The organism is Kitasatospora terrestris (assembly GCF_039542905.1).
Classification (GTDB): Bacteria; Actinomycetota; Actinomycetes; order Streptomycetales; family Streptomycetaceae; genus Kitasatospora; species Kitasatospora terrestris.
Genome location: NZ_BAABIS010000001.1, coordinates 1,947,005 through 1,961,520, shown reverse-complemented (window position 1 = coordinate 1,961,520; position 14,516 = coordinate 1,947,005). Strand labels below are relative to the sequence as shown.

Here is a 14,516-nt window from a genome sequence, read left to right as displayed (position 1 = left end):
TCAGCTCTCCTTGAGTGATTCCAGTCCGAACTGCACGAAGGCGGGCACCAGTTCGCCGATCCGGTCGAAGCCGGCGCCGACCGTGCCGCCCTGGCTGTGGCGGTAGTGGATGCCCTCCAGCACCACCGCGAGCTTGAACGAGGCGAAGCCGGTGTACCAGCCGAGCCCGGAGACGTCCCGGCCGGACAGCTCGGCGTAGCGCCGGACGAGTTCGGCGGCCGGGGGGAAGCCGGGGGCGAGCGCCGCGCCGGGCAGCACGCCGTCGAAGCGCCGGGCCAGCTCGGTGTACATCACCAGCAGGCCGACGTCGGTCAGCGGGTCGCCGAGGGTGGACATCTCCCAGTCCAGCACGGCGAGGATCCGGTCGTCCGGCCCGACCAGGACGTTGTCGAGCCGGTAGTCGCCGTGCACCAGGGCGGGCGCGGGCGAGGTCGGCAGGGCCTCGGCGAGCCGCGCGGCGAGGGCGTCGAGCCCGGCCACCTCTCGCGAGCGGCTGGCGTCCAGCTGCTTGCCCCAGCGGCGCAGTTGGCGCTCCAGGAAGCCCTCGGGCCGGCCGAAGTCCGCGAGGCCGACCGCTCCGGGGTCGACGGAGTGCAGCTCGACCAGGGTGTCCACCAGGTGCAGGCCGAGGGCGTGGGTCCGCTCCGGGCCGAGGGCGGCGAGCTCGTCGGCGTCGCGGTGCGCGGTGCCGGGGACGTACCGCATCAGGTAGAAGGGCGCGCCGATCGGCCCGGTGTCCTCGACCAGCAGCAGCGGCTCGGGGACCGGCACGGCGGACGGGTGGAGGGCGGCCAGCACCCGGTACTCGCGGGCCATGTCGTGGGCGGTGGCGAGCACGTGGCCGAGCGGCGGGCGGCGGAGCACCCAGCGGTGCTCGCCGTCCTCCAGCAGGTAGGTGAGGTTGGACCGGCCGCCCTCGAAGAGGCGGGCCCGCAGGGGGCCGGTGACGGTACCGGGCAGGTCGGCGTCGAGCCGGGCCCGCAGCCGGTCGAGGTCGAGGCCGGGCGGGGTGTCGGGCACGGGGGTCCTCCTCGCGGGGGTGAAGCGTGACTAAGCGCTTGCTTAGCATAGGTGGAGGAGGCGCGGGGCGGAAGAACGGAAACGGGGCCCGACCGGTCCGGTACCGGTCGGGCCCCGCTCAGCGGTGCTGGTCCAGGGGGTCAGTGGCCGCCCTCGTCGACCACCTCGACGTCCTCGATGTTGCGCTGGATCGCCTCGGCGGGCAGCGCCACCCGGGTCGCCCAGGCGTAGACGGCCACCGAGAAGGCGGTGACGGCGGCGATGTCCCAGCCCAGCGGCAGGTTGCCGGTGCCGTCGCCGAAGCCGCCCTGCCAGGAGATCAGGCCCATGCCGACCAGGTAGACCGGCAGCCACTGGGCGGCCCGCCACTCCAGCTTCGGCGCGTTCGGCAGGCCCTTGCGGATGGCGTACGCCGCGTAGCTGCCGAGCAGCAGGTAGCCGATCAGGATGGCGACCGCCAGGCGGGAGAGGGTGTGCCAGCCGGCCCAGTAGATGATCAGGCTGGAGACCACGAACGCCAGCGGGGCGATCAGGCCGCCGCCGGGCAGGCGGTACGGGCGCTCGTGGGCGGGCAGCCGGCGGCGCAGCGCGCCGAAGGCGAGCGGGGCGCCGGCGTACATCAGCACGCTCGCGGAGACGATGAAGCCGACCAGCTCCTGCCAGCTCGGGAAGGGGAGGAAGCAGACCACGCCGGTGACGAAGGAGATGGTCAGGCCGAACCACGGCACGCCGCGCTTGTCGATCCGCTCGAACAGCTGCGGGGCGTAGCCGTTCTTGGAGAGGCCGTAGGAGATCCGCGAGGTGGAGGTGGTGTAGATCAGGCCGGTACCGCCCGGGGAGACGATCGCGTCGAAGTACAGCACCCAGGCCAGCCAGCCGAGGCCGACCAGGGTCGCCAGGCCGGCGAACGGGCCGCTGATGCCCGGGAAGTCGAGGTTGTCCCAGCCGTTGACGAAGGAGCTGACCGGCAGCGCGCCGATGAAGACCACCTGCAGGCCGACGTAGATCAGGGTGCCGATGGCGACCGAGCCGAGCACCGCGCGCGGGATGTCGCGCTTGGGGTTCTTGCTCTCGCCGGCCAGCTGGATGGCCTGCTCGAAGCCGAGCAGGGCGAAGATGATGCCGCTCGCGCTGACCGCGCTCAGCACGCCCTTGACGCCGAACGGCGCGAAGCCGTGCGAGGTGAAGTTGGAGCCGTGGAAGTTGGTGACCGCGAGCACCAGGATGGTGCCGAGCGGCACGGCGATCTTCAGCCAGGTGGTGATCGAGTTGGTGTGGCTCAGCACCCGGACGCCGAGGAAGTTGACCGCGACGAAGACCGCCATCAGGAACACCGCGACCACGAAGCCGCTGGTGGTCAGGGTGCCGTTGTCGTTCAGGAAGCCCTTGGCGAACTCCCAGTGGCCGGCGTAGCCGATCATCGCCTCGACCTCGATCGGCGCGACAGTGGCCGCCTGCAGCCAGGAGAACCAGCCGAACGACATGCCGGCCAGGCCGCCGAAGGTGTAGTGCGGGTAGCGCGCGGTGCCGCCCGCCACCGGGAACATGCCGCCGAGCTCGGCGTGCACGAAGGCGAGCAGCACGATCGCGACCGCGCCGATGCCCCAGGAGATCATCGCGGCCGGGCCGGCCACGACGACGGCGTTCTTCGCGCCGTACAGCCAGCCGGAGCCGATGATCGACCCGACGGATGCCCAGAGGAGTCCGATCAGCCCGACCTCCCGGCGCAGCGAGCGCCCGGGCTTTCCGGTCGGTGGGGAGACTGAGGAGACCAGCTGGTCGACAGATGCCATGGGGGAAGCAGGACCTCTCGGTGAGGGGCAGGGGTGCTGAGAGGTGCCCCACGCTAGGCAGCCGCCATGGCCCGGCAACAGTCCTCGAATCCGAATAGTTATATTCGGGCCGCCATTTTTGCAAAACCGAGATGCTTGGCATACATGCAGGTCAGGATCGGTTTCACGAGAATTTGAGCCTCACTTGAGGAATCCCCGCTGATTGCATCTATTCACGGTGGCATGCATAAGAATGAAAGGAATCGGGCGGCGTCGCGCCGGTTACCGGCGGGGACTATGTCTCACCATGCGGACAGCTGACGTCTCGTCAGCCGCCGCGGACCGGGTCGCCGAGCGCGTTGACGGCGTACCAGACGCCCGCGTACTCCTCGCTCTCCTGGCCGGCCGTGTCACCGGAGACCCGGTCCGCCGCGCAGCGGTACAGCGGGTGGCCCTTGTAGAGCACCTGGGCCGTGCCGTCACCGCGCTGTGCCGCCCCGAGCAGCCCCTCGTCCACCCCGGCGCCCGCCACCGGATCGCCCAGGGTGAGCAGCGCGGGCCACGCCGCGGCGCACTCCTCGGCGCAGGTCGAGCGGGTCGAGGAGTCGGCGCCGTACAGGTAGAGCGTGCGGCCCTGGTCGTCCACCAGGATCGGGCCGAGCCGGCCCACGCTGACCAGCGACACCACCGTGCCCGCGCCGGTCGCGGCGGGCGAGGCGGACGGAGACGGCTGCGCGGCCGCGGACGCCGCGGCGCCCTGCGCGGCCTGGGCGGCCTGCGCCGCGGCCGCCGAGGGGGAGAGCGCGGACTGCTCCGGGCTCGGCGAGAGCGCCGGCAGCGGGGCGAGGGTCGGCGGCGGGGCGCACGCGCCGGCCGCGGCGGCCAGCAGGACGGCGGCGACCGGGACGGCGGACGGACGGTACCGGGTCACGGAGACTCCTACGGACGGAAGGGGTACGGGCGGTACTGCCTCCACTACCGCCCGGCACCGCCCGCCCGGCCACTCCAGGGGCCGCCCGGTCGGCGGATGGAGTGAGCCCGCTGCCCTGGATGGTCGACCCCGGCCGGTCCGGTCGACACTGGGCATGAGGCCCTGCCACCGTGACGAGGCCCCGCAGGAGCAGCCACGCGACAGGGGGTGCCCCGATGACCGCGCCCGCGATCCGGGTCGCCGGACTGACCAGACGGTTCGGCGGGGTCACCGCACTCGACGCGATCGACTTCGCGGTGCCGGCCGGCACCGTCTTCGGCCTGCTCGGCCCCAACGGCGCCGGCAAGACCACCGCGATCCGGATCCTCACCACGATCCTGCGGCCCACCGCCGGGCGCGCCGAGGTGCTCGGCCGGGACGTGGTCGCCGCCGCCCCCGCCGTCCGCCGGCTGATCGGCCTGGCCGGCCAGTACGCGGCCGTCGACGCCAACCTCACCGGCCGCGAGAACCTCCGGCTGATCGGCCGGCTCACCCGCCTCCCGGCCACCCGGCTCGCCCCGCGCGCCGCCGAACTGCTCGACCGCTTCGACCTCACGGGAGCCGCCGACCGGCCGGTCCGCACCTACTCCGGCGGGATGCGCCGCCGCCTGGACGTCGCCGCCGCGCTGGTCGCCGACCCGCCCGTGCTCTTCCTCGACGAACCCACCACCGGACTCGACCCGCAGAGCCGCACCGCCCTGTGGCAGCTGATCCGCGAACTCGTCGCCGACGGCACCACCGTCCTGCTCACCACCCAGTACCTGGAGGAGGCCGACCGGCTCGCCCACCGGGTCGCCGTCCTCGCCGAGGGCCGGGTGGTCGCCGACGACGCGCCCGGCGTCCTCAAGGCGCGGCTCGGCACCACCGTCATCGAACTCGGCATGGGCGAGGACCCGCGCGCCGCCCGCGCCGCCGGCCTGGTCCGCGACCGCCTGCGGCTGGCCCCCGAACAGGAGGGCGCCCTCCTGCGGCTCGCCACCCCCGACGGCTCGCTGCTGCTGCTCGACCTGCTCCACCTGCTCGAGGGCGAGGCCCTCGCCCCGCGCACCATCGCCGTCCGCGAGGCCAGCCTGGACGACGTCTACCTCGCCCTCACCGGCCACCGCACCGGAGGCCCGACGTGACCGCGACCCCCCTGAAAGCCCGCGCCGACGCCGGCGCCGACGCCGAACCGCTGGGCGAACGGCTGCTCGCCCCCGTCCGCGACGGCCTCGCCGTCACCGGGCGCAACCTGATCGCCCTGCGCCGGGTGCCCCGGCTGCTGATCTTCTCCACCGTGCAGCCGATCGTCTTCGTGCTGATGTTCCGCTACGTCTTCGGCGGCGTCGTCGGCGCCGCCCTGCACGGCGTCCCGTACGTCGACTACCTGATGCCCGGCGTCTTCGTGCAGGTCGTCACCTTCGGGGCGGTCAACACCGCGATCGGCCTCGCCACCGACCTGCAGACCGGCCTGATGGAGCGCTTCCGCTCGCTGCCGATGGCCCGCTCGGCGGTCCTCTCCGGCCGCACCACCGCCGACCTGGCCCGCAACGTCTTCGTCGTCCTGCTGATGACCGGCGTCGGGTTCGCCGTCGGGTTCCGGGTGCACACCGGCGTCTGGGGCTACCTCGGCGGGGCGCTGCTGGTCCTCGCCTTCGGCTTCGCGATGTCCTGGATCTTCGCGGTGGTCGGCCTCGCCGTCCGCGACCCCGAGACCGCGATGGCCGCGTCCTTCCCGGTGCTCGCGCCGCTGGTCTTCGCCTCGTCCGCGTTCGTCCCCGTCGCCACCATGCCCGGATGGCTCCAGGTGTTCGCCGAGCACCAGCCCGTCACCATCACCGCCGGCGCGGTCCGCGCCCTGATGCTCGGCGGCCCCGCGGCCGAGCAGGTCTGGCACGCCCTCGCCTGGGACGTGGGCATCGTCGCCGTCTTCGCCCCGCTGGGCGTCCGGCTCTACCGGCGGGCCGTCTGAGGGCGCCGTCCGAGGGCGCCGTCTGAGAAAGTGTTGGGTAATTGATCAACTGCTTGGTGTGATGCCCTGGCGGTGATCTTTGCGGCCACGGTGTCCGTGAAGATCACCGCCATGTGTGTCTGTGCGTGCAAGCCTTCCTATTCCTCGTCGTTGACGGATGCCCAGTGGGCGGTGATCGAGCCGCTGCTGCCGGTGCGGGATCCGCGCAGGGCGGGTCGGCCGCTGAAGTTCCCGCGCCGGCTGGTCGTGGACACGGTGCTGTATGTGCTGGTCAGCGGTTGCGCCTGGCGGTTGGTGCCGCACGATCTGGCCCCGTGGGACGCGGCCTACCGGTGGTTCCGGGCCTGGACTGCGGACGGCACCTGGAACCGGGTCCACGACACGCTGCGCGAGCGGGTGCGGGTGGCGGACGGGCGGGATCCGCAGCCCTCGGCGGCGGTGCTGGACTCGCAGTCCGCCCGCAGCCACCAGGGCGGGCAGGCGGTCGGCTACGACGCCGGCAAACGGGTGCGGGGCCGCAAGCGGCACCTGCTGGTGGACACCTGCGGACTGGTGCTGCGGGCGGTGGTGCACTCGGCCTCGGTGCAGGACCGGGCGGGCGCGAAGTTGGTTCTCGCCGGGATCCGGAGCTCGTTTCCGCAGGTCGGGCTGGTCTGGGTGGACGGCGGATACGTGAACGTGGTCGACGCGGGACTGGTCGGCTGGGCGGCCGAGCACGAAGGGCTGGAGATCGTTGCGGTGCCGCGCAACGCCGATGTGAAAGGGTTCCAGGTACTGCCCCGCAGGTGGGTGGTCGAGCGGACATTCTCCTGGCTGGGACGGTGCAGACGGTTGGCACGGGACTACGAGCGCAAGACCGCGCACGCCGAAGCGATGATCAAGGTCGCGATGATCCGGCTCATGGCCGCCCGCCTCGCCGGCGAGGAGATCGAACCGCACGGTCCCATCGAGACCGAAGCGGCCCGCCGCCTCGCCGACGACCTCAAGAACGAGTAATCATCCGATTACCCAACACTTTCTGAGAGCTCCGAGGGCGGAGGCCCGGTCAGGTCGCTATTCGGCGGGTGCCGGGGCCTCCGGGGCGTGGGGTCCGGGGGCGGCCTGCTCGGCGGCCCAGACCGTGCGGCCGCCCCCGCGCCAACCCACCAGATCGGGATCGTCCAGGTCCGGATCGGCCACACCCGCCCGGCGGACGAACTCGGCGACGTCCTCCGCCGTGAACGCCTTGCCGACCGTCCGCCCGTAGATCTCCACCCGGCGGTACGGCTTGGCGCCGTGCGTCGGCGGCCGCACCACCACCGGCGGGTGGAAGATGTCCCCGCCGCCGGCGGTGCCGTCGCGTGAGTCATTCATGCATCCAGTGTCCCTCGCTCCGGCCCGCTCCTCCCGGGCGGCGACGGATCGACCAGCAGCCGCGCCCGGTGCAGCGGCGGCGGATCGCCCGGCAGCCGGGCCAGGTGCCAGTAGATCCGCAGCACCGTGCGCAGGATCCCCCGTACTCTCACCAGCAGCAACGCCGCCAGCGGCAGCTCCAGCAGCAGGGCGGTCAGCAACGCGGCCCGCAGGTCCCGGGTGCCCCACGACAGCAGCACGTCGAACCACGCGTCGCACAGCAGCAGCACCGCCGCCGCCTGCGCCCACGGCACCAGCAGCTGCCGGCGCCGCCAGCCGTACCACGCCGTCGCCGCCAGTGCGCACAGCAGCGCCACGTCGAAACCCACCCACGCCGCCCGCCACTGCTGCGACTCGTACCGCACCGGGAGGTTCGCCGCCAGGTAGCCGATCCACGGCAGCAGGACCGCGCAACACACCAGCAGCAGCGTCAACCCGCGACGCCGCCGCCGGGCCGCCTTCCGCTCGTAGTCGGCCCCGAGCACCGCCGTCAGGTCCACGTGCCCGCACCGGGGACACTCCGGGGGCTCCTCGGCCATGCACGCTCCTTCCGGTAGGGCGACGGACACCGGCACCGGGGGCCGCAGGGCCCCGCCAGGGCGGGGCCGGGGGCGCGGCGGGGGCGGTCGGGGCGGTCGGTCACGCGAGCAGGTTCACTCCCGCGCGGAAGAGGGCCGGGAGGGCGGCGGCGGCGGGCACGATCCGGTCGGCGAGGAGCGGTCGGCGCCGGGCCCACAGCAGGGACTCCGTGAGCAGCCGGTAGTCCCGGCTCACCCGGCGCCACGCCTGCTCGTACGCCTCCGGGCGCCCCGCGACCACGCACCGGACCAGCGCCTCGGCGGACGCCACCGCCATCGCCACGCCCTCGCCGGTCAGCGCGTCCACGTACCCCGCCGCGTCGCCGACCAGCAGCACCCGCCCCGCGACCCGCGCCGCCGCCCGCTGCCGCAGCGGCCCCGCGCCGCGGACCGCCGAGACCGCCGCCGCCTCCGGCAGCCGCTCCGCCAGCCGCGGGAACCGCGCCAGCTGCCGGTCGAACGGCGCCCGCTCGCCGCTCAGCACCGCCACCCCCACCACCCCGTCGGCGACCGGTGTCACGTACGCCTCCGCGTGGCGTGCCCAGTGCACCTCGACCAGGTCGCTCCACGGCGGGACGGCGTAGTGCCGGCGCAGCCCGTACCGGGCCGCCGGGCCGCCGCGCTGCGGGCGGTGCAGGCCGAGGGCGCGCCGCAACGGCGAGTGCAGCCCGTCCGCCGCCACCGCGTGCCGCGCCGACAGCCCGCCCAGCCGCACCCCGGCGGCGTCCTGCTCGACCTCGGCCACCGCCCGGCCGCGGACGGTCCGGACGCCCAGCTCCGCCGCCCGCGCCGCCAGGGCCGCCTGCAGCTCGGTGCGGCGCACCCCGAGCCCCGGGCCGGCCGTGAACCGGGCCTCCGCGCACCGGGCGCCGTCCGCCTCGACGTAGCGGATCCCGTGGAAGGGCCGGCCCCGCAGCTCCACCCCCAGCTCCCGCAGCGGCCGGACGGCCGAGGGCATCAGCCCCTCGCCGCACGCCTTGTCCACCGGTGCGGGCCGCTGCTCCAGCACCACCGTCTCCAGGCCCGCCAGCGCCGCGTGGACGGCCGTCGCCAGCCCGGCCGGCCCGCCGCCGACCACCAGCAGGTCGATCACGCCGCCACCCGGCACAGCGTCAGCGCCCGCTCCTCGCAGCGCACCCGCACCGCCAGCAGCCACGCGTTCAGCACCGTGAAGCAGAACGCCGTCACCCACGCCGTGTGCACCAGCGGCAGCGCGAACCCCTCGACCACCACCGCCACGTAGTTGGGGTGCGCCAGCCACCGGTACGGTCCGCCGCCGACCAGCGGCAGCCCCGGCACCACGATCACCCGGGTGTTCCAGCGCGGCCCGAGCGTGGCGATGCACCACCAGCGCAGCGCCTGCGCGCCGAGCACCGCCGCCAGCATCGGCCAGCCCAGCCACGGCAGGAACGGCCGTTGGCCGGACCACACCTCGAGCAGGCAGCCGGCCAGCAGCCCGGTGTGCAGCAGCACCATCGGCGGGTAGTGGCCCCGCCCGTACTCGGTGCCGCCGCGCGCCAGGCTCCACGCCGCGTTGCGCCGGGCCACCACGAGTTCGGCCAGCCGCTCCACGGCGACCAGCAGCACCAGCACGGTGTACGCGAGCATCGCCGACTACCAGCGGAGCAGCACGAGTTCGGACGCGAACCCGGGCCCGAGCGCCAGCATCAGCCCGTACCCGCCCGGCGGCGGTGGCGACTCGGCGGCCAGCGCGTCGCGCAGCACGTGCAGCACCGACGCGGACGACAGGTTGCCCACCGACGCGAGCGAGCGGCGGCTCGGTTCCAGCGCGGACGGCGGCAGGCCCAGCTCCTCCTGGAGCGCGTCCAGGACCCGCGGGCCGCCCGGATGGCAGATCCACGCCGCCACGTCACCCGGCTTCAGGTCGTGCTCCGCCAGGAACGACGACACCTCCTCACCGACGTGCAGCCGCACCAACTCCGGCAGTTCGGCGCCCAGGACGATCCGGAAGCCCTCGTCACCGATGTCCCAGCCCAGCAGCCGCTCGGTCCCCGGGTAGAGCCGGCTGCGCGAGGCCACCACCTCCGGACCGGCCCCGGCGAACGCCGGATGCCGCGGGCCGACCGCGAGCAGCGCGCCCGCACCGTCGCCGAACAGCGCGGTGGCGACCAGGTTCGCCGTCGACCGGTCCGCGCGCTGCAGGGTGAGCGAGCACAACTCCGTCGCCAGCAGCAGGGCCACCCCGTCCGGGCGGCCCAGCAGGAAGTCGTGCAGGCGGCCGACCGCCGCCGCGCCGGCCGCGCACCCCAGACCGAACACCGGCACCCGGCGGACGTCCGGCCGCAGGCCCAGCCGGCCCGCGAGCCGCGCCTCGATCGACGGCGCCGCGATGCCCGTCACCGAGGTCGACACCACCAGGTCCACCTCCGACGCCGCCACGCCCGACGCCGCCAGCACCTGCTCCACGGCTGCGCCGCCCAGCTCCAGCGCGGCCGCGATGAATGCGTCGTTCGCGGCGCCGAAACCGGTCAGCCCGGCGTACGCGTCCAGCGGCAACGCGAGGTGGCGGGTCGTCACCCCGGCCGCGCCGTACACCCGGTCCAGCACCGCCCGGTCCGCGCCCGGCGGCCGCAGCGCGGCCAGCGCATCCGCCAACTCGCCCTGGCCGTAACGGTGGGGCGGAAGCACCCCGCTCACTGCCGCGATCCGTGTCACCGGCCCAGAATAGGGAAGAACCCGACATCCACCCGCCAACCCACCCACACCGGGCGCGTCCCGCCCACCGCCGCTCCGCGGGTGTGCCGCCGCGGTGGGGCGCCCGTGCCCGTTGCGCTGCGTGTCGCCGCTCTGCGGGGGCGGCGCTGTCCGTACCTGCGGTGATCGGCCGTTGCCGGGTGCGCCGCAGGTGCGGGGCCTGTGTGCTGCCGCGTGCGTCGGGCTGTGCGTCGCCGCTTCCCGGGTGTGACGCCGCGGCGGCGTCCGCCGCAGGCGGGTCCGGGGCGGGGTGGCCGTGCCCGTTGCGCTGCGTGTCGCCGTTCTGCGGGGCAGCGCTGTTCGCACTTGCGGTGATCGGCCTCTGCCGGGTGCGCCGCAGGCGGGTCGGGGGCGTCGGCTCCTGATGTGCGGTCCGTGCCCGTCGTGTCGGCGGGGGGCGCTGTCGGGGCGGCTCTAGCATCGGGGCGTGCCGAGCGTGAGTGTCGTGTCGCGGTCCGGGGTGTCCGGGTTGGTGCGGGCGTGTCATCCGTTGCCGGCGGCGGCGGTGACGGTGCTCGCCGGGGTGCTGGCCACGGCGGTGGGGCGCGGGCCGGCGGGGACGGCGCTGGTGGTGGCGGCGGTCGGGGCGGGGCAGTTGTCGGTCGGCTGGAGCAACGACTGGATCGACGCGGCCCGTGACCGTGCCGCCGGCCGGGTCGACAAGCCGTTGGCCGTCGGTGAGTTGCCGCCGCGGTCGGTGGCGGTGGCGGCGGGCTGCGCGCTGGTGCTGTGCGTGCCGCTGTCGCTGGCGAGCGGGTGGCTCGCGGGGGCGGCGCACCTGGTGGGCGTGGCCGCGGGGTTGGCGTACAACGTGCGGTTGAAGCGGACGGTGCTGTCCTGGGTGCCGTACGCGCTGGCGTTCGGCCTGTTGCCGGCGTTCGTGGTGCTCGGTCTGCCGGGCGGGCCGCGTCCGGCGGCCTGGGTGCTGGGGGCGGGGGCGCTGCTGGGTGCGGGCGCGCATTTCGCCAATGTGCTGCCGGACCTGGACGAGGACCGGGCGGCGGGCGTGCTGGGCCTGCCGCAGCGGCTGGGCCGGGTGGTCTCCGGGGTGGTGGCGGCCGTGCTGCTGACGGCCGCCACCGTGGTGCTGGCCGTGGGCCCGCCCGGTCCGCCGGGTCCGGCGGCGTGGGCGGCGCTGGCCGCGACCGTGCCGCTGGCGCTGGCGGCCGTGGTGGCTCCACGCTCCCGGCTCCCGTTCGTGGCGGCGATCCTGGCCGCCGCGGTCGACGTGGCGCTGCTGGTCGGTACCGCGCTCGGCTGACCTACAGGTCGGGTACGGCGCCCCGGCCGCCGCCTTCGCCGTCGGGCCAGTGCGGTTCCTCCTGCGGCCGCGAGAGGTGGGGGAGCGGCTGCATGCCTTCGGTGCGGGACCAGGTGCGGTACTCGGCGGCCGTCGCCTCGCCGACGTGGCGGCGGTCCTCGGCGGGGCGGAAGGTCAGCGGGGGGTGGACCCGCTCGCCGAGTTCGCCGCGTTCGGCGCGTTCGGCCCGTTCGCCGGCGACTTCGAGCAGGTCGAGGATCAGCCGGTCGGTGAGCGGCCGGTCCAGGTGCTGGGCGACGTCCTCGGAGCCCCAGCGGATCACGGTCTCCGCCGCCCGGGTGAGCCCTTCGGCGCTGGCGGTGGGGAGGGCGAGCGCCAGGGTGGCGCGGACGATCTCGACGGCGTCCTCGGAGCGCACGGTCACCGCCTCCTCTCGCAGACGATGCAGTGTCCGGCGGTACCGGCGACGGTGAGCACCAGCAGGCTGGTGTTCTGGGTCTGGCGCAGGCATTCGTGCCGGTCGAGGTGCGCGTACTGCTGGGTGGACATCAGGTCGCGGACGAAGACCTCCCAGTGGTCCTGGGCGCGGGCCCAGTCGTTGCGGTGGGCGATGCGCACCCACGCGTCGGCGAGGCCCTGCTGGGCGTGCGTGCCGTGGAAGTAGCCGGCGAGGTCGTCGATCAGGCCCGGGGGGCGCAGCCGCTGGAGCAGGGTGCGGCGGCGGAAGATCGTCCGGGTGGAGATGGCCTTGACGCTGCTGATCCGCTGGGCGATGACGTGTCCGGCGAAGCCGCCGATGATGGCGGGCACCAGCAGCCAGCCGATCAGCGAGGCGATCCAGAGCAGGACGCCGTCCGGCGGGACGATCAGGGTGAACGTGCGGTAGACCTCGTCCGGGCCGGCGGCCCGGGCGGCGAACAGGTACAGCACGCCGAGCGCCGCGAGCATCGGCAGGCCCCAGTCGAGGATCCACTGGGTGATGCCGGTGAGGGCCTTGCGCGAGCGCCAGGTCCGCCGGATCCGGCGGGTGGCCGGCTGGCGCCGGTACGGCAGTTTGAGGTGGGTGGGGATCGGGACGGGTCCGCCGACGGGCAACTGCCCTCCTCCTGGTCCGCGTGGATGAACAGATCATCCACGCCGACCCGGGCCGACGGATCCTTCCCGGTGGGACCGTTACCGGATCCTGACCGACCGTCAGAATCCTTCCGGCTACAGCTCGAACACCGCGTACGAGAAGCCCTCGGCGTGGACGGTGCCGTCGGGATCGGTGTGGACGCCGTGCGCGATCAGGGCGGTGCGGGGGACGTGGCGCTGCTCCAGCGCGAAGCGGGCCGGTTCGCGGCGCGGGTTGACCACGACCAGGAAGCGGCCGCCGCGGAGGTAGACCAGGGGGTAGCCGGTGTGGAGGACTTCCAGGCTGCCGTGGGTGCCCAGGGCGGGGTGGCTGCGGCGCAGCGCGATCAGGCGGCGGACGACGTGCAGCAGGGAGCCGGTGTCGGCGCGCTGCGTGGCGACGTCGGGCCGGTCGGCGGCGGGGTCGACGGGCAGGTAGAGGCGGTCGGCGGGGGCGGTGGAGAAGCCGGCGTTGGGGCCGGAGTCCCACTGCATCGGGGTGCGGGAGCCGGCCCGGTTGTACTGCGGGCCGAGGACGCTGCCCTCCTTGTCGGGCAGGCCGGGGACGTACCGCATGCCGATCTCGTCGCCGTAGTAGACGGCGGGGACGCTCGGCCAGGTCAGCTGGAAGGCGAACGCGGGGGCGAGCTGTTCGCCGGTGCGCGGGCCGCAGGCGAGCCGGGAGAGGTCGTGGTTGGCGGTGGGGAGGATCGCGTGCCCGCTGCCGGGGGCGTCGGCGAGCGCGTCGACGGTGCGCTGCCAGGCGGCGACGAAGGTCTCCATGCTGCCGGCGCCGTCGGCGTCGAAGTAGCAGGCGGCGGGGGGCCAGGTCTCGTCGACGGTGCCGGTGCCGTTGTGCCAGAGGGAGCGCAGCGCGGCGCCGTCGCCGGGGCCGCCGAAGTGCAGGAAGAAGTCGCCGTGGAAGCCCATCGGGACGGAGACCGCGGGGTCGCCCCACTCGGCGAGCAGGATCGCGTCGGGGTGGCGCTCGGCCAGCCAGCCGCGCATCTCGCGCCAGAGCCGGCCGGTCTCGGTGAACCCGGGGTCGTCCTTGACCAGCGAGGACGCCATGTCGACCCGGAAGCCGGACACGCCGGCGGCCAGCCACTGGGCCATGGTCTCGCGCAGCGCGGCGCGGTTGGCGCGCGGCCCCTCGGCGTCGATCGGCTGCCGCCAGGGCTCGGCGGGGTCCTGGCGGGCGTAGCCGTAGTTGAGGGCGGGCTGGCAGTCGAAGAAGTTGGGGCGGTACCAGCCGGCCCGGCGCCCGGGGGAGGCGACGAAGCCCTCGGCGGCCCGGTCGGACCAGATGTAGCGGTGGTCGGCGGGGTCGTCGGCGGAGGCCAGGAACCAGGGGTGCTGGTCGGAGGTGTGGCCGGCGACCAGGTCGAGGACGACCCGGATGCCGTACCGGCGGGCGGCGTCGGTGAGCTTGGCGAGCTCCTCGTTGCTGCCGTAGCGCGCCGCGGTGGTGAGGTAGTCCCGCACGTCGTACCCGGCGTCGCGGAACGGCGAGTCGAAGCACGGCGTGAGCCAGACCGCGGAGACGCCGAGCCAGGCGAGGTACTCCAGCCGCGCGGTGAGGCCCGCGAAGTCGCCGATGCCGTCGCCGTCGGAGTCGGCGTAGCTCTGCGGGTAGATCTGGTACAGCACGGCGTCGGCGGGCCACTCGGGCCCCGCGGGGTTCGGCATCGGCGGTCGGGTCACGGCGGGGGCCTCCTTGCGGCTGCCGGCTGAGGGTGGGTGC

The 14,516-nt window shown here is 74.6% G+C and carries 15 protein-coding genes; 4 read left to right on the top strand and 11 right to left on the bottom strand.

Annotation, left to right across the window (positions count from 1 at the left end):
• The 3 genes from ABEB06_RS09105 to ABEB06_RS09095 form a co-directional block, all read right to left on the bottom strand.
• Positions 1-1,020: a phosphotransferase family protein gene (locus ABEB06_RS09105; protein ID WP_345696303.1), complete on the bottom strand. Its 1,020-nt coding sequence runs from the start codon at positions 1,018-1,020 to the stop codon at positions 1-3.
• Between the two features lie 140 nt (positions 1,021-1,160).
• Positions 1,161-2,813: an APC family permease gene (locus ABEB06_RS09100; protein ID WP_345696302.1), complete on the bottom strand. Its 1,653-nt coding sequence runs from the start codon at positions 2,811-2,813 to the stop codon at positions 1,161-1,163.
• 307 nt (positions 2,814-3,120) lie between these two features.
• Positions 3,121-3,723: a COG4315 family predicted lipoprotein gene (locus ABEB06_RS09095; RefSeq protein ID WP_345696301.1), complete on the bottom strand. Its 603-nt coding sequence runs from the start codon at positions 3,721-3,723 to the stop codon at positions 3,121-3,123.
• Positions 3,724-3,938: 215 nt separating this feature from the next.
• On the opposite strand from ABEB06_RS09095, the gene ABEB06_RS09090 reads away from it, so the two are divergent.
• The 3 genes from ABEB06_RS09090 to ABEB06_RS09080 all read left to right on the top strand — a co-directional run bounded on the left by ABEB06_RS09090 (position 3,939) and on the right by ABEB06_RS09080 (position 6,709).
• Complete coding sequence (locus ABEB06_RS09090; protein ID WP_345696300.1) at positions 3,939-4,886, top strand: ABC transporter ATP-binding protein; 948 nt, start codon at positions 3,939-3,941, stop codon at positions 4,884-4,886.
• A complete protein-coding gene (locus ABEB06_RS09085) occupies positions 4,883-5,713 on the top strand; it encodes an ABC transporter permease (RefSeq protein WP_345696299.1) in 831 nt (276 codons plus the stop codon). Before ABEB06_RS09090 ends, ABEB06_RS09085 begins: the two co-directional genes overlap by 4 nt.
• Before the next feature lie 111 nt (positions 5,714-5,824).
• Positions 5,825-6,709 (top strand): IS5 family transposase, encoded by an 885-nt coding sequence (locus tag ABEB06_RS09080; RefSeq protein WP_345696298.1) that lies wholly within the window; start codon positions 5,825-5,827, stop codon positions 6,707-6,709.
• 57 nt (positions 6,710-6,766) lie between these two features.
• On the opposite strand, the gene ABEB06_RS09075 is transcribed toward ABEB06_RS09080, so the two are convergent.
• The 5 genes from ABEB06_RS09075 to ABEB06_RS09055 form a co-directional block, all read right to left on the bottom strand.
• Positions 6,767-7,066 (bottom strand): hypothetical protein, encoded by a 300-nt coding sequence (locus tag ABEB06_RS09075; RefSeq protein ID WP_345696297.1) that lies wholly within the window; start codon positions 7,064-7,066, stop codon positions 6,767-6,769.
• On the bottom strand, positions 7,063-7,644 hold the full coding sequence (locus ABEB06_RS09070; protein ID WP_345696296.1) for a hypothetical protein: 582 nt from the start codon (positions 7,642-7,644) through the stop codon (positions 7,063-7,065). Before ABEB06_RS09070 ends, ABEB06_RS09075 begins: the two co-directional genes overlap by 4 nt.
• 100 nt (positions 7,645-7,744) lie before the next feature.
• Positions 7,745-8,776, bottom strand: coding sequence for an NAD(P)/FAD-dependent oxidoreductase (locus ABEB06_RS09065; RefSeq protein ID WP_345696295.1), 1,032 nt, complete (start codon positions 8,774-8,776; stop codon positions 7,745-7,747).
• A complete protein-coding gene (locus ABEB06_RS09060; protein ID WP_345696294.1) occupies positions 8,773-9,291 on the bottom strand; it encodes an isoprenylcysteine carboxyl methyltransferase family protein in 519 nt (172 codons plus the stop codon). The genes ABEB06_RS09065 and ABEB06_RS09060 overlap by 4 nt, the downstream gene beginning before the upstream one ends.
• Positions 9,292-9,297: 6 nt before the next feature.
• The gene (locus tag ABEB06_RS09055) at positions 9,298-10,359 is read right to left on the bottom strand and encodes a type III polyketide synthase (RefSeq protein ID WP_345696293.1); all 1,062 of its coding nucleotides are present in this window, start codon (positions 10,357-10,359) and stop codon (positions 9,298-9,300) included.
• A 544-nt stretch (positions 10,360-10,903) separates the two neighbouring features.
• On the opposite strand from ABEB06_RS09055, the gene ABEB06_RS09050 reads away from it, so the two are divergent.
• Positions 10,904-11,659, top strand: a complete 756-nt coding sequence (locus ABEB06_RS09050) for a UbiA family prenyltransferase (protein ID WP_345696292.1) — start codon at positions 10,904-10,906, stop codon at positions 11,657-11,659.
• Position 11,660: 1 nt separating this feature from the next.
• On the opposite strand, the gene ABEB06_RS09045 is transcribed toward ABEB06_RS09050, so the two are convergent.
• The 3 genes from ABEB06_RS09045 to ABEB06_RS09035 all read right to left on the bottom strand — a co-directional run bounded on the left by ABEB06_RS09045 (position 11,661) and on the right by ABEB06_RS09035 (position 14,461).
• Complete coding sequence (locus ABEB06_RS09045) at positions 11,661-12,083, bottom strand: hypothetical protein (RefSeq protein WP_345696291.1); 423 nt, start codon at positions 12,081-12,083, stop codon at positions 11,661-11,663.
• Complete coding sequence (locus ABEB06_RS09040) at positions 12,080-12,754, bottom strand: DUF6313 family protein (RefSeq protein WP_345696290.1); 675 nt, start codon at positions 12,752-12,754, stop codon at positions 12,080-12,082. The genes ABEB06_RS09045 and ABEB06_RS09040 overlap by 4 nt, the downstream gene beginning before the upstream one ends.
• Before the next feature lie 114 nt (positions 12,755-12,868).
• The gene (locus ABEB06_RS09035; protein ID WP_345701784.1) at positions 12,869-14,461 is read right to left on the bottom strand and encodes an alpha-amylase family glycosyl hydrolase; all 1,593 of its coding nucleotides are present in this window, start codon (positions 14,459-14,461) and stop codon (positions 12,869-12,871) included.
• Positions 14,462-14,516 lie beyond the last annotated feature (55 nt).